The 19714-nt window shown below is 58.4% G+C and carries 22 protein-coding genes; 6 read left to right on the top strand and 16 right to left on the bottom strand.

Annotated features, from left to right (window positions below):
• Window positions 1-145 precede the first annotated feature (145 nt).
• The 11 genes from QQF73_RS07540 to QQF73_RS07490 form a co-directional block, all read right to left on the bottom strand.
• Window positions 146-925, bottom strand: coding sequence for a helix-turn-helix transcriptional regulator (locus tag QQF73_RS07540; RefSeq protein ID WP_219866097.1), 780 nt, complete (start codon window positions 923-925; stop codon window positions 146-148).
• A 39-nt stretch (window positions 926-964) separates the two neighbouring features.
• Window positions 965-1600: a dTMP kinase gene (gene tmk / locus QQF73_RS07535; RefSeq protein ID WP_219866098.1), complete on the bottom strand. Its 636-nt coding sequence runs from the start codon at window positions 1598-1600 to the stop codon at window positions 965-967.
• On the bottom strand, window positions 1600-2667 hold the full coding sequence (mltG, locus tag QQF73_RS07530; protein ID WP_285367794.1) for an endolytic transglycosylase MltG: 1068 nt from the start codon (window positions 2665-2667) through the stop codon (window positions 1600-1602). Before mltG ends, tmk begins: the two co-directional genes overlap by 1 nt.
• Before the next feature lie 5 nt (window positions 2668-2672).
• Entirely contained in the window at window positions 2673-3491 is an 819-nt protein-coding gene (locus tag QQF73_RS07525; protein WP_285367793.1) for an aminotransferase class IV, read from the bottom strand.
• An 8-nt stretch (window positions 3492-3499) separates the two neighbouring features.
• The gene (gene fabF / locus QQF73_RS07520; protein WP_285367792.1) at window positions 3500-4747 is read right to left on the bottom strand and encodes a beta-ketoacyl-ACP synthase II; all 1248 of its coding nucleotides are present in this window, start codon (window positions 4745-4747) and stop codon (window positions 3500-3502) included.
• A gap of 131 nt (window positions 4748-4878) precedes the next feature.
• Window positions 4879-5112: an acyl carrier protein gene (acpP, locus tag QQF73_RS07515; protein WP_007154069.1), complete on the bottom strand. Its 234-nt coding sequence runs from the start codon at window positions 5110-5112 to the stop codon at window positions 4879-4881.
• Window positions 5113-5245: 133 nt separating this feature from the next.
• Window positions 5246-5989, bottom strand: coding sequence for a 3-oxoacyl-ACP reductase FabG (fabG, locus tag QQF73_RS07510; protein ID WP_285367791.1), 744 nt, complete (start codon window positions 5987-5989; stop codon window positions 5246-5248).
• Window positions 5990-6005: 16 nt separating this feature from the next.
• The gene (fabD, locus tag QQF73_RS07505; RefSeq protein WP_285367790.1) at window positions 6006-6950 is read right to left on the bottom strand and encodes an ACP S-malonyltransferase; all 945 of its coding nucleotides are present in this window, start codon (window positions 6948-6950) and stop codon (window positions 6006-6008) included.
• A gap of 112 nt (window positions 6951-7062) precedes the next feature.
• Window positions 7063-8064: a phosphate acyltransferase PlsX gene (gene plsX, locus QQF73_RS07500; RefSeq protein WP_285367789.1), complete on the bottom strand. Its 1002-nt coding sequence runs from the start codon at window positions 8062-8064 to the stop codon at window positions 7063-7065.
• A gap of 43 nt (window positions 8065-8107) precedes the next feature.
• Complete coding sequence (gene rpmF / locus QQF73_RS07495) at window positions 8108-8287, bottom strand: 50S ribosomal protein L32 (protein WP_219866104.1); 180 nt, start codon at window positions 8285-8287, stop codon at window positions 8108-8110.
• 81 nt (window positions 8288-8368) lie between these two features.
• Window positions 8369-8923: a YceD family protein gene (locus tag QQF73_RS07490; protein ID WP_219866105.1), complete on the bottom strand. Its 555-nt coding sequence runs from the start codon at window positions 8921-8923 to the stop codon at window positions 8369-8371.
• A gap of 138 nt (window positions 8924-9061) precedes the next feature.
• Here QQF73_RS07490 and QQF73_RS07485 point away from each other — a divergent pair, with 138 nt between their 5' ends.
• Window positions 9062-9658 carry a Maf family protein gene (locus QQF73_RS07485; protein WP_285367788.1) on the top strand — a complete coding sequence of 199 codons (597 nt, stop codon included), beginning with the start codon at window positions 9062-9064 and terminating at the stop codon, window positions 9656-9658.
• A 21-nt stretch (window positions 9659-9679) separates the two neighbouring features.
• Here the strand turns inward: QQF73_RS07485 and QQF73_RS07480 are convergent, their stop codons facing one another.
• Genes QQF73_RS07480 through rluC form a run of 3 tightly spaced genes read right to left on the bottom strand, consistent with a single transcriptional unit; the run spans window position 9680 to window position 12435 of the window.
• Window positions 9680-10723, bottom strand: a complete 1044-nt coding sequence (locus QQF73_RS07480; RefSeq protein WP_285367787.1) for a S49 family peptidase — start codon at window positions 10721-10723, stop codon at window positions 9680-9682.
• Window positions 10724-10761: 38 nt separating this feature from the next.
• Window positions 10762-11409, bottom strand: a complete 648-nt coding sequence (locus QQF73_RS07475) for an HAD family hydrolase (protein ID WP_285367786.1) — start codon at window positions 11407-11409, stop codon at window positions 10762-10764.
• Window positions 11410-12435, bottom strand: a complete 1026-nt coding sequence (gene rluC / locus QQF73_RS07470; RefSeq protein ID WP_228743309.1) for a 23S rRNA pseudouridine(955/2504/2580) synthase RluC — start codon at window positions 12433-12435, stop codon at window positions 11410-11412.
• 593 nt (window positions 12436-13028) lie between these two features.
• On the opposite strand from rluC, the gene rne reads away from it, so the two are divergent.
• Both rne and QQF73_RS07460 read left to right on the top strand, forming a co-directional pair.
• The gene (gene rne / locus QQF73_RS07465; protein ID WP_285367785.1) at window positions 13029-16223 is read left to right on the top strand and encodes a ribonuclease E; all 3195 of its coding nucleotides are present in this window, start codon (window positions 13029-13031) and stop codon (window positions 16221-16223) included.
• Between the two features lie 3 nt (window positions 16224-16226).
• On the top strand, window positions 16227-16769 hold the full coding sequence (locus QQF73_RS07460; RefSeq protein WP_285367784.1) for a YecA/YgfB family protein: 543 nt from the start codon (window positions 16227-16229) through the stop codon (window positions 16767-16769).
• On the opposite strand, the gene QQF73_RS07455 is transcribed toward QQF73_RS07460, so the two are convergent.
• Complete coding sequence (locus QQF73_RS07455; protein ID WP_219866111.1) at window positions 16766-17644, bottom strand: PHP domain-containing protein; 879 nt, start codon at window positions 17642-17644, stop codon at window positions 16766-16768. The two genes, QQF73_RS07460 and QQF73_RS07455, sit on opposite strands and share 4 nt — an antisense overlap.
• Window positions 17645-17774: 130 nt before the next feature.
• Here QQF73_RS07455 and QQF73_RS07450 point away from each other — a divergent pair, with 130 nt between their 5' ends.
• From QQF73_RS07450 to QQF73_RS07440, 3 genes are all read left to right on the top strand, one after another.
• The gene (locus QQF73_RS07450; protein ID WP_219866112.1) at window positions 17775-18074 is read left to right on the top strand and encodes a YciI family protein; all 300 of its coding nucleotides are present in this window, start codon (window positions 17775-17777) and stop codon (window positions 18072-18074) included.
• A gap of 125 nt (window positions 18075-18199) precedes the next feature.
• Window positions 18200-18871: a TIGR04211 family SH3 domain-containing protein gene (locus tag QQF73_RS07445; RefSeq protein WP_219866113.1), complete on the top strand. Its 672-nt coding sequence runs from the start codon at window positions 18200-18202 to the stop codon at window positions 18869-18871.
• A 4-nt stretch (window positions 18872-18875) separates the two neighbouring features.
• Window positions 18876-19163 carry a PilZ domain-containing protein gene (locus QQF73_RS07440; protein WP_219866114.1) on the top strand — a complete coding sequence of 96 codons (288 nt, stop codon included), beginning with the start codon at window positions 18876-18878 and terminating at the stop codon, window positions 19161-19163.
• 52 nt (window positions 19164-19215) lie between these two features.
• Here QQF73_RS07440 and rraA read toward each other — a convergent pair whose 3' ends face one another.
• A complete protein-coding gene (rraA, locus tag QQF73_RS07435; RefSeq protein WP_219866115.1) occupies window positions 19216-19695 on the bottom strand; it encodes a ribonuclease E activity regulator RraA in 480 nt (159 codons plus the stop codon).
• Between the last annotated feature and the right edge of the window lie 19 nt (window positions 19696-19714).

Below are 19714 nucleotides of genomic sequence, written 5' to 3'. Positions count from 1 at the left end.
TACAGCGTCATCACACTGGCGCAAAAAGGCCTGCAACTCTGACGAATTAAGTTACCGTTTAACTTAGTATTACTACGGACCCGCGGCTTACAAAATCCTACGATTCTTTTATAAATTCGTCCGAAAAAGCCGATCTTTTCGCAATTTAGGCTACTTTTTCACCAAATCGTAACTTTGTGGGGGTCGTGCCCTTGTGTTTTCTCAAGGCATTGGTCAACGCACTGTGGGACGAAAACCCCGTGCGATAGCTGACTTCCGAGACGGAAAGAGAGGTGGACATGAGGAGCTGGGCCGCCTGGTCCAGCCGGGTCTGGAGGAGAAACTGGTGCGGGGTCACGCCGGTGACTTCCCGAAACATTTCATGGAAACGACTGACGCTGAGACAGGCCACACCCGCAAGATCCTGAACGGTGATCTTGCGATGGAGATTTTCCATGATGTAACGCCGCACTGTATCCGGGCGAACCGCCTGACGGTTCGTCGCAACCGTCCGACTCGCGTTCAGCCGTTCCGCCATGCAATGAAGAATGCTGGCCGCAAGGTGGCGCTTCATACTGTCGTTCGACGGTGACCGATCGAATTCTCCGGCGGCGAACTGCACAAGCCCCTGTAACTTGTTGTCCATCCCCAGTGTACGGGGGCGCTCAAAAAGTGGTGCGAGACACTCGTAATCGCCGTGAGCGGGTGTGTTGATCGCGGGAATGTAAGGGTCGAGGTTGATGACCAGAACATGATTCTGATTGTCGCCACAATAGTCATGGCGGGCCTCGGTCGGGACCAGGCAGGCTTTCCAGGTATCCAGGTGGGAGCCGGTGCCGTCCACACTGAGTTCCGCTTCGCCCTGAACGCCCACCACGATCTGATGATGCTCATGTCGGTGCTGATGAGAGGCAATGGGCAACTTCAGTAGGCGTGCATCCAGCATAGACGCGAACGGACCTTAATTACTGAGAATGTTACTTAATTAAAGCAGATCTGAATGAAACTTGCACACAAGGTCACGTACATGGGCGCTGACCTGCTCGAGCGGATCTCCGGCGTCGACGATGCTGTACCGCTCAGGCGCAGCCTCTGCGCGCTCCAGATAGGTGTCGCGGATACGCTGGAAAAACGACACAGCCTCCTGCTCGAAACGGTCGAGCTCACCGCGCTGGCTGGCGCGTCTCATGCCAGTCTCCACCGGTGCATCCAGCAGGATGATATGGTCTGGCCGTAGGTCCCCCTGGACCAGAGTTTCCAGCTGAGCGATCCGGTCAACGGGAACGCCACGCCCGCCGCCCTGGTAAGCGAAGGTGGCGTCGGTGAACCGGTCGCAAAGTACCCACTGCCCCTGTTCCAATGCCGGGAGAATACGGGTGTGCAAGTGCTGGGCCCGGGCGGCAAACATGAGCAGCAATTCAGTGAGATCGTTTACCGGTTCATCCCGGGGGGTCAGCAGCAGTTCCCGGATGGCTTCTGCCATTGGCGTGCCCCCGGGCTCACGGGTGACGAGGACGTCAACGCCAAGGGCCTCGAGGGTTGCCGCAGCGTTCGCCAACTGGGTGGATTTCCCAACCCCCTCGGTGCCCTCAAAGGTAATAAACTGACCGCGCAAGGCCATCACTGGTCTCCACTACCATTATCTTCATCACTCTGGGTGGCTGGTGACGACCGATAGTCTTTACGACGATTGAGCTGAAATTCGCGAACGGCTTTCTGGTGCTCCGCCAGCGTCCGGGAGAATTTGTGCGTGCCATCCCCCCGGGCAACAAAATAAAGCGCATTGCCATCATCCGGGTTCAGCGCCGCATGAATGGCCTCGCGGCCCGGCAATGCTATCGGCGTCGGCGGAAGACCATCAATCCGGTAGGTGTTATAGGGGGTATGCGTGCGCAGATCACGGCTGCCAATGCGTCCCTGGTACTTGTCGCCCATACCGTAGATCACCGTGGGATCGGTCTGCAGCCTCATGCCTTTTTGCAATCGGCGAACGAATACACCGGCCACCTGCTCTCGCTCATACGGCGCGCCGGTTTCACGCTCGACAATGGAGGCCATAATCAACGCTTCATAGGGGGTATCGTAGGGCAGCCCTTCCTCGCGGCCAGCCCATTCCTCCTCCAATACCGCCGACATGGTGTTGAAGGCGCGCTTGAGGAGATCAAGATCCGTTTCGGTACTGGTAAACAGATAGGTATCCGGGAAAAAGCGACCTTCCGGGTGCTCGCCCTCGGCCCCTACTGCCGCCATGATTTCGTCATCCGTCCAGTCCTTGGTGACTTGCTCAAGTCGCTCTGTCCGGGCCAGGGCAGCCCTCATGTCACTGAACGTCCAACCTTCAATAAACTGAACGGACCAGTGCTTGGTATCACCCGACACCATGGCAGCAACCATGTCCAGCGGCGTCATGCCATCGGTAAACTCATACTCGCCGGCCTGAATCCGGGCCTGGTCCGGATAGAGGCGCCCATGCAGACGCAGCCAAAGACTCTGATCAACCAGCTCTTCACGCTCGAGCATTCGGGCAATCTGACTGAACGCGGCACCACTGGGCACACTGAACAGAACCGGCTCGTCCAGAGCCACGGGCTTTTCAAGGGTCTGAAAACCCTGCCACACCCAGAGCCCGGTGCCGGTTGCAACCAGTATCGCCGCACTAAATGAGGCTATCAGTAACTTCTTGAGCAAGGGAATTATTCCAGTAGTTCGAAAGGATTGAAGATTGTCGCAAGTCCGGTTTCGACAGGCAAATCATGGTCGGCGAGAGTGCGAACCGGGACCACTCCGAGCACGCTGTTGAGCAGGAACAGGCCCCGGCAATCCGGACCCAGGATATCGTCCGTGGTCAGCGGACGCTCCTCCACATGCTCTCCTCGCTCCCGCAAACGCTCGAGTACCCATTCACGCATGATTCCAGCAACCGCCAATGAGGCACCGGGCGGCGTTACCCAGCGATCACGGACCTTGACCAGAAGGTTGGTTCTGGTGCCCTCGACCAGATGCCCAGCACTGTTCGACATAATGACTTCAAACAGCCGGTCGTCCAGCTCCCGTGCGGCCATCACCTGCTCAAGCCGATTCAGTGACTTGATGCCCGCAAACAGGGGATTCACCGTCAGAGGGACTCGGGAGAAGTCCGCGACAACTCCGGCGGGGTCGGTCTGGGGCGGGGGTGAGGTCCCGGATACCATCAGGTTTGGGACCATGGCTGAATCCGGACGATAGCCACGGCCGCCCCCACCTCGGGTCAGGGTCAGCTTGAGAATCCAGCCAGCTCCATCACCCCCCCCGGACAGCCGGTCAGCCGCCCGGGCACAGACCGACTTTAACTCGCTTCCCGATACCGTAATGCCCAGTCGCGCTGCATCCCGGACCAGGCGGTTGATATGCCGTGAAAGCAGGACACCCTGCCGCCCTTCCATACGGATGGTCTCGAACAGACCGTCACCGTAGGCAAGTCCGCGATCATTGGCAGGGAGACCGGCCTCGTCCGCCCAGAACAGGTTGAGCATGGGACTACTCAGCCCTCGTAACGGCGAAAGATCAGAGTCCCGTTGGTGCCACCAAAACCGAAGGAGTTGGAAAGCGCCACACGCACATCAGCATTGCGACTGGCATTGGCGACGAAATCCAGGTCGCAGCCTTCATCCGCGTTGTCCAGATTAATTGTCGGCGGCAGGAGTCCGTCGCGAATTGCAAGTACCGAAAATATGCCTTCAACCGCACCCGCGGCCCCGAGCAAGTGCCCGGTCATGGATTTGGTACTGCTCATTGCCAGTTTCTGGGCATGATCACCAAAGACACTCTTCACGGCAGCCACCTCAGCCACATCGCCCACCAGGGTGGACGTGCCGTGAGCGTTGATGTAATCAATCTCGTCGGAACTGATGCCGGCATCACGGATCGCGTTCTGCATGGAACGAGCAGCCCCCTCCCCGCTTTCCGGTGGCGCGGTAATATGATGGGCGTCATCGCTCATGCCGAAGCCGATAACCTCTCCGTAGATGGTCGCTCCCCGCCTTTTGGCATGGTCCAGCTCTTCCAGAACCACCACACCCGCGCCATCACTCAACACGAAGCCGTCGCGTTCGCGGTCCCAGGGACGACTGGCTTTTTCCGGCTCTTCATTGCGCGTGGACAGCGCCCGAGCCGCGGAGAACGCAGCAATCCCCGTGCGCGTGGTCGCCATTTCCGAACCACCCGCAAGCATCACGTCTGCATCGCCGTAGGCAATGGTTCGTGCCGCATACCCAATGTTGTGGGTACCCGTGGTACAGGCGGTGACAATGGCAATGTTGGGACCACGATAACCGAAACGGATGGCAGCATTACCGGATATCATATTGATGACCGACGCAGGTACGAAAAACGGCGACACCTTTCGGGGACCGGATTTGTCCATGGTCAGGACATTCTTTTCAATGTACTCCAGACCACCAATACCGGAACCGATGGCAATACCCACACGCTCCTTATCGAGCTCGTCATAGTCGTTCAAACCGCTGTCATCGACAGCCTGTTGCGCCGCAATCAGACCGTAATGAATAAAGGCGTCAAGCTTCCTGGCGTCCTTGGTGGACAGCCACGGTTCAAGATCCAGATCCCTGATGGCTCCACCAATACGGGTGTTGTACCCGGAAGTGTCAAAACGCTCGATCATGCCTATTCCACTGCGACCTGTGCGAACGCCTTCCCAGGAACTCTGTACGTCGTTGCCCAGAGGAGACAACATGCCCATGCCTGTGATGACAACCCGTCGTTTGCTCATAACCCCTTTCACCTGAATCTAGTCTGAGTGCTTCCGTTCACCGATTGAACCCGAACTCCGGCCAATAAAAAAGCCGTCCTTAGTTTGGTCACAAGGACGGCTTCTTGCCTGGCTTTTATAACTGCAGAGTATCAGGTGTGCGCGACAATGTAGTCGATCGCGTCCTGAACACTGGCCAGTTTCTCGGCTTCTTCATCAGGAATCTCAGTTTCGAATTCCTCTTCCAGTGCCATGACCAGCTCAACGGTGTCCAGTGAGTCAGCGCCAAGATCCTCTACAAAAGAAGATGTGTTCTGAACTTCGGACTCTTTTACGCCCAACTGTTCACAAACAATCTTCTTAACGCGCTCTTCAACTGTACTCATAATGTCCTCACTTTGTGTGTCAACCAAGCAACTCTAGTGCTGCCAGTTTAGATTAAACCCTACCTGCAAACAAGCAGGGATTCGGTCAAACATGTTGTGCGACAAGGGGTTGCGTGAAAGCAACGCCAGGCGCTTATCCCATGTACATTCCGCCGTTGACGTGAATGGTCTCGCCACTTACGTATCCGGCTGCATCTGAGGCCAGGAAGGCAACTACGGCTGCAACTTCTTCCGGCTCACCAAGACGACCCGCAGGTATGATTTCCAGCATAGCCTCACGCTGCTTGTCGTCCAGTTTTTTTGTCATATCCGTGTCGATAAACCCGGGTGCGACGCAGTTTGCGGTAATACCCCGGTTCGACATTTCCTTCGCAAGACTGCGCGTAAAGCCTTCCACGCCAGCCTTGGCTGCACAGTAATTGCTCTGGCCCGGGTTGCCCATACCGGCAACCACGGAGCTGATGTTAATGATCCGCCCCCACTTGGCCTTGGCCATCCCCCGAAGCACTGCCTTGCTGGTCCGATAGACGCTGGACAGGTTGGTCTCCAGAACCGAAGACCAGTCATCGTCTTTCAGCCGCATCAGCAAGTTGTCACGGGTAATACCGGCATTGTTGACCAGTATCTGCGGCGCTCCGGATTTTTCCGTAACCGCTTTCAGGCCGGCATCAATACTCTCGGGATCCGCGACGTTCATCACGATCCCGTAGCCCTTCAGGCCAGCGGATTTCAGATCGTTGGATATGGATTCGGCACCCTCGGCGCTGGTGGCGGTTCCCACCACTTCGGCACCCTGCTCGGCCAGCGCCCGAGCAATAGCTTTGCCGATGCCACGGGTTGCACCGGTCACCAGTGCGGTTTTGCCTTCCAGAGACATGAATAACTCCCTTTCTTTATGACTGACCGAATGCGTCCAGCGCTTTCGCCAGAGAATCCGGATCTTCAATACCGTGAACAGTCAGCCCGCGATCAATACGTTTGATCAGACCGGCCAGTACCTTGCCGGCGCCACATTCAACAGCCACCTCTACGCCATGGTCGACCAGAGTACGAACCGAATCCGTCCACAATACGGGCGAATAAAGCTGTTTCAGCAGATTGGCCTTGAGTGTATCGGAATCCGTCTCAGCAACTGCGTTAACATTTTGTATAACCGGTATGACAGCGTCATTAAAGCGAACGTCTTCAAGTGCCTCTGCCAGCTCTTCGGCGGCGCCTTTCATCAGCGCGCAGTGGGACGGCACACTGACGGGAAGAGGCATCGCTTTGCGCGCACCCTTTTCCTTGCATGCCTCGATAGCACGCTCGACAGCGGCAGCGGAGCCAGCGATCACAACCTGTCCCGGTGCATTGAAATTGACCGCGGCAACCACGTCACCCTGAGCAGCGCTCTCGCATGCTGCCACCACGTCCTCGTCTTCAAGACCGAGAATCGCCGCCATTTTGCCCTCTCCAGCCGGGACCGCTTCCTGCATCAACTCGCCACGCAGGCGAACCAGCTTGACGGCCTCGACGAAATCCAGGCTCTCAGACGCCACCAGCGCACTGTACTCACCAAGACTGTGGCCCGCCACAAAATCGGGGCGACTGCCACCACCACCGGCGACCAACCACTGCCGCCACAAGGCAACACTCGCAGTCAACAGTGCAGGCTGAGTCACCGTGGTCTGATTCAGTTCTTCGGCAGGACCTTTCTGGCAGACTTGCCACAAATCATACCCGAGCACGTTGGACGCCTCGGCGAAAGTTCTGTTGATGATGGGCCAGGCCTCTGCCGCTGCGGAGAGCATGCCGACAGACTGGGACCCTTGACCGGGAAAAATAAAGGCTGATTTCATAAACAGGATCTTAACGTCATTGAGGGGTTTCGGGAGATTAGCCAATAGTACAAGTTAGGCCAATTATCCGCGAATGCAGGACAAAAACAGGACAGACTTTAGTCTCAGACAGTTACAGCATGAGATCGTCGAGACGCTCATTGATGCGGCGCGGCACTTCGAGCTCCACCTCCCTCACGGCCTGGCGAATTGCGGCCAGCATGGCCCGCTCATTGGCGTTGCCATGACTTTTTATCACAACCCCCTGCAAACCGAGCAGACTGGCACCATTGTGGCGGGACGGGTCCATTAGCCGCAGCAACCGGCCAATAATAGGCCTGGCCATCAACCCCACTATCCGCCCGTACAGGGTTCGGGTAAAGGCCTGCTCCATCAACTCAATCAGCAGCCCGGCAACGCCCTCGCCGGTTTTCAGCGCAATGTTGCCAACGAAACCGTCACAGACAACCACGTCAGCCACGTCCCGAAACAGGTCGCTGCCCTCAACGTAACCGATGTAGTTGATGGTATCGCACTGTGCAAGCATATGGGACGCAAGACGCACCTGCTCATTGCCCTTGATCTCTTCCTCGCCAACGTTGAGCAACGCCACGCGCGGCTCAGACTGGCGCGACATGGCCGATGCCATAAGCGATCCCATCAGGGCGTACTGGTAGAGATTTTCTGCAGTGGAGTCGACATTCGCCCCGAGATCCAGGACGTGACAGCGCCCACGAAGCGATGGAATAAGCTTGGAGATGGCCGGACGCTCGATTCCCGGATACATCCGGATGATGGACCGACCGAACGCCATCAGGGCGCCCGTGTTTCCGGCGCTTACGCACCCTTGCGCCTCTCCGTCCCGGACCAGCCCGAGAGCAATGGCCATGGAAGAGTTTTTCTTGTGGCGAAGCGCATGGGACGGGCGCTCGTTCATCCGGACGACATCTGCCGCCTCGACGATCCGGATTCTGGCATGCCCCTCACGCAACAAAGCCTCGAGTTCGCTCCGTATACCAACCAGAACGATACTCAAGGCTTCGTTTTCTCGCACCGCATCCAGCGCCGCGGAAACCACCACTGTGGCGCCGCGGTCGCCGCTCATGGCGTCAATCGCAATGGTAACCGGTTTCACCGTTTCTCCATCCGACACTGGGCGGCGCCTTTTCGCTGAGAGCTTACTCGTCGCCTGCTTCGATTACCTGCTTGCCGCGGTAGAAGCCGTCCGGGGAGACGTGGTGACGACGATGAACTTCGCCGGTAGTCGCGTCGGTGGACAGAGCGGTAGCGCTCAGGGCGTCGTGCGAACGACGCATGCCACGCTTGGAACGGGTCTTACGGTTTTTCTGTACAGCCATGATTATGCTCCTGACCTGTTAACGTAAATAGAACGTGTGTTCGTTGTACGGCGCCGACTCCCGAACAGAGCCCGCACCCGCTTAATGTTTCGTCTTCTTGAGATCCGCCAGCACGCTGAAGGGATTCTCTTTTCGTGGCTCCTCCGGCTGCGCGGACGAACTGTCAGGCTCATAGGCCTCCAACTCTTCCCGAGCCGGACACTCGTTCCGGTCGTGCAACGGGAATGCCGGCAGCACCAACAACAGCTCGTCCTCAACCATGGACCAGAGATCCGCACTGAAGTCATCCGTCAGGAACGGTTCCAGATCTTTCGGCAACTGCTGCGCCTGCTCATCGCTGGTCACGAGCCCCAGAGTAAACCGGGATACCAGCGTCGTTTGCATGGCATTCATGCAACGCTGACATTCCAGTCTGACCGGAGCCTCCAGCTCTCCTGATGCAATGCGGCGGCGCTCGGCATCCATGTAAAAGGAGAGCCTGACACTGCAGACGGCGCCTTCATCAACACCCAGCACTGCTTCCCGGAAACGAGACAACGCACTGAGGGGGATTTCTCCCTCCAGTGTGCTGTTATGTTCCGCCAATCGGTAGGGATCGACGGACTTGGGCAACTCGGCGTGCGGAGCTTTTGACATAGGCGCGCAATTTTAGGGGCGCGGCCCGCTGGTGTCAAAGACTTCGTTGTCTTTTGGCCAGGGGGTTGGCGGAAGATAGGTGTATTTTACGATAAGCTGGCCCGTGCGACACCAACAAACGCGACAAGGAATCTCTCGATGCCCTCTTCCCCTCTGCTGCTGGCCTCCTCGTCACCCTACCGCCGGGACCTGCTGAAAAGGCTGGGCCTGCCCTTTGAGACCGCAAGCCCCGACATTGATGAGACCCCGGAACCGGGGGAAACCGCAGACCAGCTGGCCACCCGACTTTCAGAGGCCAAGGCCCGTAGCCTTGCCGATAGCTATCCTGCGCACTGGATAATCGGCTCTGATCAGGTCGCCTGCCTGCCAAACGGCACCTTGCTTAACAAACCCGGAAATCACGAACAGGCAATCCGGCAACTGAGCCAGAGCAGCGGCCACGAAGTACTGTTCATGACCGGCCTGACCCTGCTCGACACCGGCTCCGGAAACATCCAGAACCACTGCGAACCCTTTGCGGTGCACTTCAGAGACCTTAGTTTCGAAGAGATTGACGCTTACCTTCGCAGGGAGCAACCCTACGACTGCGCAGGGAGCTTCCGCATGGAGGGGCTTGGCATCTCCCTGTTCAGCCGCATGGACGGGCGCGACCCGAACAGTCTCATAGGCCTGCCTTTGATCGCGCTGAACGACATGCTGAGAAACTGGGGACGAAACCCGTTACTCGAGATTTGAGCAGCCCCTCAGATACCCCGCCTAGCGGAGCTCCAGGCGGGACTCAAGCATTTGGCCGGCAAACCCTTCACCAAAGGCAACGCCGAGCTGGTCGACAAGGTCCTGCAACGGCGATTTGTGCCGACTGTAATCCACCAGATTTTCCTTACCTACGATCTGGCGGGCCACCCAGGATGAGCTACCCAGACCGTCGACCAGACCCAGTTCCACAGCCTGCTCACCGCTCCAGACCAGACCACTGAAAAGCCGGTCATCGTCCGCAAGGCGATCACCACGACCGGCCTTGACCGCCTCAATGAACTGGCTGTGAGTGCTCTCGAGAACGTCCTGCCAGAAGGCCACTTCTTCGTCCTGCTCCGGCGAAAACGGATCAAGGAACGCCTTGTTCTCGCCCGCGGTGTATAGCCGACGCTCTACACCCACCTTCTCCATGACGCCGGTAAAACCGAAGCCGCCAGCCACCACACCGATAGACCCGACGAGGCTGGCACGATTGGCGTAAATCTCATCAGCCGCAGACGCTATGTAATAGGCGCCGGACGCTCCGATATCCGAAATCACTGCATACACCTTTTTGTCAGGGTATTCCGCCCGCAGGCGCTTGATTTCATCGTAGACATAGCCCGACTGCACCGGACTTCCACCAGGACTATTGATCCGCAACACCACAGCAACCGCATTCTTCTCTTCAAAGGCGGAACGCAGCGCGCCCACAATATTATCGGCACTGGCCAGCTCATCAGCCGCAATCGTGCCACTCACCTCGATCAAGGCGGTGTGCTTGCCGGTCGCTGTATCGATTGTGTCGCCCAGCGGGAACTTGAACAGGAGCAGAAGGGCAATCAGATACCCAAAGGTCAGGAACTTGAAGAAGATGCCCCAACGCCGACTGCGACGCTGTTCAGACTGAAGCGACATCACCAGCTTTTCAATCAGCTTCCAGTCGCGCCCACTCTCCGGTGGCAAGTTCGGTCCCCTCCGGCCAGCGTGAGGTTTGCCGCCATCTTCCGGCGCCACGGGCTTGTCACCCCACTCAGGTGTCTTATCGGAATCCCAGTCAGTCATGCATACATCCTGTCAGCAACATTATTTTGATTGAAACTTCAGAGCCCCAGCACACGGCGAAGATCGACCACAGTGTCGACGATGGCGTGGGGAGCATAATCCTCAAGGACGTCGCGCTTGTGCACCCCCCACTCGACTCCGATTGACGGCATCCCCAGGCGTTGAGCCATATCCAGATCGTACCGGGTGTCGCCGATCATCACGGCTTCCGTCGGCTCGATTCCGTAAAAACGGATAATTTCCTCAAGCATGGCAGGATCAGGCTTGGATCGGGTCTCGTCAGCACACCGGGTGATATCAAAATGGTCACCAAGACCACTGGAAACCAGGGCCATATCCAGTCCGCGCCGACTCTTACCGGTGGCAACTGAACAGCCGCGCCCCGAACCACGGAGATCGGTGACGACGTCTGCCATGCCATCAAAGACATTTTGCGGCGTAGTGACCTTGCTGAAGAAATACCGGCCGTAGCCTTCGCGTATGGCGTTCATTTCTTCCCGACTGATTCCGGGATAGAGCTTTTCCAGCGCCTCCACCATTCCAAGCCCGATAATATCCCGGTAGGCCTCCCGCTCGAGCTGCGGATACCCCAGATCGGTAGCGGCCTGATGCAGGCTTTCAGCAATGTGCTCGACGGAATCCACGAGGGTCCCGTCCCAATCAAAAATAACGACCTTGACCTTCATTTATCGATTCCTGTTACGCGCCTCGAGCTTTCTGAGCACGTCGTTGAATGCATCGTCGTAGGGCGCTTCCAGGCGCATCGCCTCTCCGGTTACCGGCAGGGCAAACTCGAGCGCGCGGGCGTGAAGCATGAGCCGCTGACCGCCAATAGCGCGGAAAGCTTTCAGACTCACATCATCCATATACTTGTCATCACCGGCAATCGGATGACCCGCCCAGGCACTGTGAACCCGGATCTGATGGGTCCTGCCCGTAATCGGCGACGCCTCCACCAGACTGTAACCCTCATACCGCGCCAGGCAGCGAAAGAGCGTCAGCGAGTCCTTGCCCGCATCATCCACTTTCACCCGACGCTCGCCATTGGGCATTTCGTAGCGCAGAAGCGGCACATCCACCCGACCAACCGAATCCGACCAATGGCCCGCGACCAACGCATGATAATGCTTCCGGATTCGTTTCTGACGCAACTCATCCTGCAGGTAGCGAAGTGCCGACCGCTTCTTGGCAACCATAATCAGGCCGGACGTATCCCGATCGAGCCGATGCACCAATTCCAGGAAGCGAGCCTCCGGCCGCGCGGAGCGCAACACCTCAATCAGACCAAAGCTGAGACCACTGCCTCCGTGCACAGCGATGCCCGACGGCTTGTTAACCACCAGCATCTGGTCGTTCTCGAAAACGACCGCAGCCTCCATCACGCCCTGAACCCGACTGCCCGGTGCCACTTGCGCCGGCCTTTCCTTCCGGGTCACCGGCGGGATACGGACCTGGTCACCGGCTTTCAATCGGGTATCGGGCTTTACACGCCCCTTGTTAACGCGCACCTCGCCCTTACGCACCACCCGGTAGATGATACTTTTCGGCACCCCGCGCAGCTGCGCCAGAAGGAAGTTGTCGACGCGCTGCCCTTCATTGTCCTCATCGACCGTGACCCACTGAACCGCCTGGCGCACCTCCTTCCGGCCACCGGAATGCGCTTCGGGCCCCTCATTCCGGGTGGTTTTTCTTGTCGCGGGCTTGCGAGACATGGAATTCCTTAATAGGCGTGTGTACGGGATTGAACGGCCACCCGAATACTGTTATATTCCGGCGTGCTCTGCCGTTTGTCTACGGCCTGACGAACTCCAGTCAGAAGCCGGAGCGGCAGAAGTATACCGACACTATTCGAGAGTTTGAACGCCGCATACCCAATCATTATCGGGATCGGCGGAGGAAATGCTCCCGGAGCTCCAGGACAGACCGATGACGGCTGTGAACCTGCCTTCGGGAGAAGTGGAAAACCGTGCGGAAAACCGACGGGCAACATCACGAAGAATCATTGCCACGCAGGGCCGGGCCGTCCAGCTTACGAATACGACGTGAGACCCAGGCACCTGAGTGAACCTGAAAACGGATAACATGCGTCAACAGACACGAACCTCACACGACCTCTCGCTGCCTACCGGCAGTCGGACAGTCGGTGGTCTCAGACCAAGAGAATCGCACCCCATAAGGGTCTGATTCGTCTGGCCGCCGGCCTGCTCTTGCTGTAGAAGAGCCCCGCGGCACGCACATCCCGCTTCGCTGATGCGATCCCCTCCGGTTTTCTGTCAAAATCAAACGACAGGAACCCTTTCTTTCCATGAAAAGAATGCTCATCAATGCAACTCATCCCGAAGAGTTGCGCGTAGCTCTGGTCGACGGCCAGCGTCTGTTCGACCTCGACATCGAATCCAGCTCCCGCGAGCAGAAAAAAGCCAACATTTACAAAGGCCGCATTACGCGCGTCGAGCCCAGCCTTGAAGCTGCCTTTGTTGACTTTGGCGCCGAGCGCCACGGCTTTCTGCCTCTGAAGGAGATCTCCAAGGAGTACTTCAAGAAATCCCCCGGCCAGATCGAAGGCAAGATCAACATCAAGGATGTGGTATCCGAAGGCCAGGAAGTCATTGTCCAGGTTGACAAGGAAGAACGCGGCAACAAGGGCGCGGCCCTGACCACTTTCATTTCCCTGGCCGGGCGCTACCTGGTACTGATGCCCAACAACCCTCGCGCCGGAGGTATTTCACGGCGTATCGAGGGTGATGAGCGCGCCCAACTCAAAGAGGCCATGAACGACGTCCAGGTGCCCAAATCCATGGGCATCATCGTCCGCACGGCCGGTATCGGGCGAACCACGGAAGAACTCCAGTGGGACCTTGATTACCTGGTTCAGTTCTGGGAAGCCATTACCCAGGCCGCCGGCGAGCGCAAAGCGCCGTTCCTGATCCACCAGGAAAGTAACGTCATTATTCGCGCGGTACGTGACTACCTTCGCCAGGACATCGGCGAAGTACTGATCGACGCCAACGGGGTGTATGAAGATGTCCTCAACTTCGTTCGCGCCGTCATGCCGACCTTCGAGAACAAGATCAAACTGTACAAGGACGAGATCCCTCTGTTCAGTCGCTACCAGATCGAAGGCCAGATCGAGACCGCCTTCCAGCGGGAGGTAAAGCTTCCCTCAGGTGGTTCCATTGTCATCGACCCAACCGAGGCCCTGGTCTCGATCGATATCAACTCCTCCCGTGCCACCAAAGGGCACGATATCGAGGAAACAGCGTTCCAGACCAACCTTGAGGCCGCAGAAGAGATTGCTCGCCAGTTGCGCCTGCGCGATATGGGCGGCCTGATCGTCATCGACTTCATCGACATGACCCCGGCCAAACACCAGCGGGAAGTCGAGCAGAAGATGCGTGAAGCCCTGGAAATTGACCGGGCCCGGGTTCAGGTTGGCAAGATTTCCCGCTTCGGCCTGCTGGAAATGTCGCGACAGCGCCTGCGCCCGTCACTCGGCGAGACCCGAAGTGAAGTCTGCCCTCGTTGCGAGGGTCAGGGCACCATCCGGGGGATCGAGTCCCTGGCGCTGAGCATCATGCGCCTGATCTACGAGGAATCCTCAAAGGAAAAGACGGGCGAAGTCCGGGCGGTGGTTCCGGTGTCCGTGGCCACCTTCCTGCTGAACGAAAAGCGCAAGCAATTGGCCGACATCGAAGCCCGCCAGGAAGTCAGCGTCGTCGTAGTGCCGGTGCCTCACATGGAGACACCTCACTTCGAAATCCTGCGCATGCGCGACGATGAAACCACACCTGAGCATATCTCCAGCCACCAGGTGGCCCAGGAATACAGCGAGCGTGAAGAAGAGGTGTTTGAGGCTCCGGCACCCGAGCGTCCGGCACGCGAACAGGCCGCGGTCAAGGCAATCCAACCGAGCGCCCCCGCACCCAAGCCGGCCGCCAAGCCTGCCGAGCCTCAGGCTCAGGAAGAAGGACTTTTCCGCCGTCTGGGTCGCAAAATCGCCGGTTTCTTTGGCGGTGAGGACGAACAACCGACTGAGACCCGCGACAAGAACCGGGCCGTGCGCGAAGATCGCCGGAACCAGGGTCGCCAGGACCGCCGCAAATCCCGGGTTGCCCGCGACGACCAGCGCTCAGCTGGCAATCGCACCGGAAGCGACCGGCGCCAGGGTGGACAGCCGAGCCGTGGCGACGACAGTCGCGGCCGTGGACGCAACCGTAGCGACGATCAGAACCGCCCCAACCAGAGCCGACCGGCCGCCGACAAGTCCGGTGACAGCAAAGGCGGTGAAGGTCGCAAAGACGGCCAAGGCAGAGGCCGCGGCCAGGGGCGCAACAAACCCCAACGCGAACAGAAGGAGACTCGCGAGCAGAAGGATCAGCAGCAGGGTCCCGCGAAGAAGCCAGCCAGCGCCGAAAAGAGCGCCGGAGGCGAAAAGCGTGGCAAGCCCCGTCGCCAACGTAGCCGTGATGGTTCTCCAACGGAAACGCCTGCTTCAACGCCGGCAGAACGTAAAGCCGAACGTAGCGAGAAGCATCAGAAGGACACCCAGCCTGAGCAACCGCTGGAATCCACTGGCAAGCCGGACGTGAAGCAAACCGGGGAGCGCCCGAACGATCGCGCCAAGGCGGCGACGCCGGAAAAAGCCGATCAGCCGAAGCAGGCCAAAACCGAGCCTCAAGCAACCACGGCGCAAGCTGAAAAAACCGCAGAAGCCAGCGCTGAGAAACCGGCAGAGACCAAGCCGGAGACACCAGCAGAAGCCAGGACGGAGAAGCCGGCTGAGCCAAAAGCGGCTGACAAGCCTAAGGCAAAGACCGAGGCGACCAGGGGTGGCGAAACCACTGCCAAAGAGGTGCCAGCCGGGAAGTCTGAATCGGCAAAAGCCGAGGCCGGCACCAATGCCCGTGCTGACCGAAAGCCGAAGTCGGCCGATAAGTCAGAGGACCAGTCGGACGCCATCAAGAGCAAGGCCGCAGAGACTGATCAGCCGTCGGCAAAACCCGCAGAAGCCGCTGCCCCCAAAGCCGGCAAGGCGGACGCCGAATCAGCCGCCACGACCGGGCAAGCCGCGCCTGCCAAGACGGAAGCAAAGACCGAAACCGAAGCAAAGGCCCAAACATCGCCTTCGGAAAAGCAGGCCGACGTTGAACCGTCGACTCCGGCCAAGCCGGCACCCGAGGCCAAGCCAAAGGCAGGCACCGAGTCTCCGGAAACCAAAGCGCCTGAGCAGCAGAGCCAACCTGAGCAGAAGGCTTCTGATCATACGGCGCCCGAAACCAGGGCTCCTGAGCCAAAACCCACGACCACGCCGGAACCCGAGTCAAAACAGGAAGGCGAGAAAGTGGGCAAAACAGAAACTGCCGATGCCGACGAGGCCAAGTCACAGGAACAACCTGCCATTGATGTTCCGGTGACCCCGGGTCGTGCCTACAATGATCCAAGAGAAGTCCGCAAGCGCCAACGCGCCGCGGAAGAGGCCAAGAAAGCCGGGAGTAACTAACGAATGCTATCCAATTCCGACATCGAAGCGCTGGAAGACATCCTGTTTGCCGAACCCTGGGGAGACGAAGCCCTGGACTTCTTCGGCCTGCATGGAGTCGTCTGTGCCAGTGTCGTCGGCCCGGCAGAGTTGAGCGCGGAAGACATCTTCCGCCTCGCCACGGGCACCCAGGCGGTGCCCGGCGGCGAGGTTCCAGAGGTCTTCGCCCGCTGCGTCAAAAAGCTCTCGGAGGACATGGCTCATGCCCTGGATATGGGGCAGGCACTCGAGCTTCCGGAACCGGAAGATGGCGACCCCATGAATGCGCTGGAAAACTGGTGCGCCGGGTTCGTGGACACATTCCTGGAGCATGAGGACGAATGGCTGGAAACAGCAAGTGAGGAAGAGACGGCCGATCTGCTCGTGCCTATGCTCACCCTCTCCGGACTGTTTGACGACGAGGACTTCCAGAAGGTCCGCAACAGCGACAAACTGTCACGCCAGATGGCGGATGCCATTCCGGATTCTCTTACCGACCTTTACCTGCTGTTCCACGCGCCGGACTAGACCGGCGCGGGAAACTCCACAGGCGTTGTGAAATGATGCCAGACCGGCTCAAGCCCGTCTGGCATTTTCATGATTTTTCCGAGCTCACACCAGGGCGCGCCCGGGAAATGAAAATCGCTACCCTGGGACGCCAGTAGGCCCTCCCGGCGACACAGTTCCGCCAGGAAACCCAGATCTCCACTGGACTGACCGGACGTCGAGACTTCAATCGCCCGGCCGCCGGCGCGACGGAAATCGGCCGTCAGTTCCCTCAGTTTCGTGGCTGTCAGCTGATACTTCCGCGGGTGCGCCAACACGGCAATGCCGCCAGCTACATTGATCCAGCCCACTACCTCCTCCAATTCCGGCCAGTAGGCTTTGACATCACCGGGCTTTCCATTCCCAAGGTGGCGCTTGAAGGCCTGAGCCGTGTTACTGACCACGTCCGCCTGAACCAGAACCTGAGCGAAATGGGGGCGACCGGGCACATCGCCGCCCGAAACGGCCGTGGCACGGTCAAACAGATCTGGAACTTTGAGCTTGCTCAACCGGTCGGCAATCATGCGCGCCCTCGCCCACCGATTGTCATTCTGACGCTCCAAAGCTGCCAGAAACGACTCATCGTCCGGATTAAAATCCAGACCCACAATGTGAATGGTACGGCTCTTCCAGAGGCAGGAGAGCTCAACGCCCGGAATCACTACCAGGCCTCGCTCACTGGCAGCTGTACGAGCTTCTGACAGACCTGAAATCGTGTCATGGTCGGTCAGTGAAAGATGGGTTACCCCACGCTCCACGGCTCGATTCACCAGTGCGGAAGGCTCCAGGGCTCCGTCAGAGGCTGTACTGTGGCAATGCAGATCAATGCACAGAGCGGAGGCTTGCGGTATAGTCACAGAAAATCCCGAATCAGTTGGCTGGTCGTCTTACCCGTTTGTTCACCAGTGTACCAGCCAGCCACCGATTCTGTATTACATCCCGTTGCCGGGCCTACGCCCGGCAACCATCGGTACAATGGAGAGCTGAATGTACTACGCGATTATCAGCGAGGACGTCGAAAACAGCCTGCCCATGCGTCAGTCTGCGCGGCCTGCACACCTTGAACGCCTGGAAGCGCTAAAAGCCGAAGGCCGCCTGCTGGTGGCAGGACCTCATCCCGCGATCGACACCCCGGATCCCGGTGAAGCCGGCTTCAGCGGCAGCCTGGTCGTCGCGGAATTTGACTCCCTCGAAGCTGCCCAGGCCTGGGCCGATGCGGACCCTTACATTGCTGCCGGCGTCTACGAGAAAGTGACCGTGAAACCATTCAAGGCCGTACTGCCGTAATTGCCGGCACCAGCCGCATGAGTTTATTGTAATGCGGGTCCGCTTGAATGGCCTATTATCTGTGACAAAATTGCGCCTTTGATTCATGACTGCTTTTTAACCGTCTAACTCAGGGATCGTATCCAGTGACGCCTTTCCGTCTTCTTATCAGTGTGCTGTTTGTTGTGTCTTCCGTCGCAGTTGCCCAGGCAAAAACCGTCTGGGTTGATGACCAGCTGTACCTGCCCGTTCGAGCCGGGGCCGGCACCCAGTTCCGGATCATCGAAAATGCCGTTCCGAGCGGGACTCCGCTGGAGGTACTGGAAACCACAGAATCCGGTTACACGCGCGTACGCACTCCCAAGGGCACCGAAGGCTGGGTCTCCAGCCAGTATCTGAGCGACACACCGATTGCCGCTGACCGCCTCCAGCGGGCGAATCGCGAACTGGAGCAGACCCGAAACGAGCTGTCGCAGGTGAAGGAACAACTCTCCGAAGTAACCAAGGAACGCAATTCCCTGCAGAGTTCCGAGTCCTCACTGTCGGATCGCTCTCAGGAGCTGCAGCAAGAGCTTCAACGCATCAAGCGTATCGCGGCGGACTCAATCAAGCTGGAGCGCCGTAACCGGGAATTGCGTGAAGAAAATCAAAGGATCCGCAATGACCTGGAAGTGCTGACGGCGGAAAATGAGCGTCTGGAAGCCGGCAAGGAATCGGATTTCATGTTGCTTGGCGCAGGCCTCGTTCTCGGGGGCGTACTCCTGGCGCTGATCATTCCGATGCTTAAACCAACACGGAAAACCGACAACTGGGCCTGATGCCATGCGGGATTACTCGGAGAAGCGGGACTTTCACCGAATGCAGGTGAACTCAGAGATCGAGTTGACGGATAGCAATGGCGAGAAGTTTACCGGCATTTGCCGGGACCTCAGCGCCGCTGGAATGCAGCTGTTCGTGAAGCGACCGGTGGCCGTGGGTGAAGAACTGAAAACGCTGCTCCACCCTACTGGCGACCAGATCCCGCCACTGGAAACAGTTTGCGAGGTATTGCGCTGCGAACAGGATCGTGAGGGTTACCTGCTGGGCACAACCATTAACGAGGTAAGCTGAGCAAAAACTGGGCGGAACGCAGTTGCTGCTGTGCTCCGCCGCATTGAGTGCCTCAGACCAGAGGCTTCTCGGAAACGATGATGCCGTTGTTGTCGGCATAAACGTAGTGACCCGGATGGAAGGTCACCCCACCAAAGGTAACCGCTACATTCAGATCCCCCAGACCACGCTTTTCGCTCTTACGCGGATGCGTACCCAGCGCCTGAACGCCCAGGGCGGTATTGCCGATTTCATCAACGTCCCGCACACAGCCGTAAATGATCAGGCCCGCCCAGCCATTGTTCGCGGCCTTCTCCGCCAGCATGTCGCCAAGCAAAGCGTGACGCTTTGACGCGCCGCCATCAACAACCATGACCCGCCCATTGCCGGGCTGACCCACCTGCTCTTTCACGACTGAGTTGTCTTCAAAACATTTCACGGTGACGATTTCGCCCCCGAACGCCTTGTTGCCGCCGTAGTTATTGAAGCCAGGTTCAAGGACCTGGACTTCGGGAAACTCGTCACACAGGTCGGGTGTAATGATCTCTGTCACGTCTCGCTCTCCTTATTCC

Origin of the sequence: Marinobacter albus (assembly GCF_030238305.1) — a bacterium.
GTDB classification, from domain to species: domain Bacteria; phylum Pseudomonadota; class Gammaproteobacteria; order Pseudomonadales; family Oleiphilaceae; genus Marinobacter; species Marinobacter albus.
The sequence above is the reverse complement of the archived record's forward strand: the minus strand, read 5'-3'. Positions and strand labels throughout refer to the sequence as shown.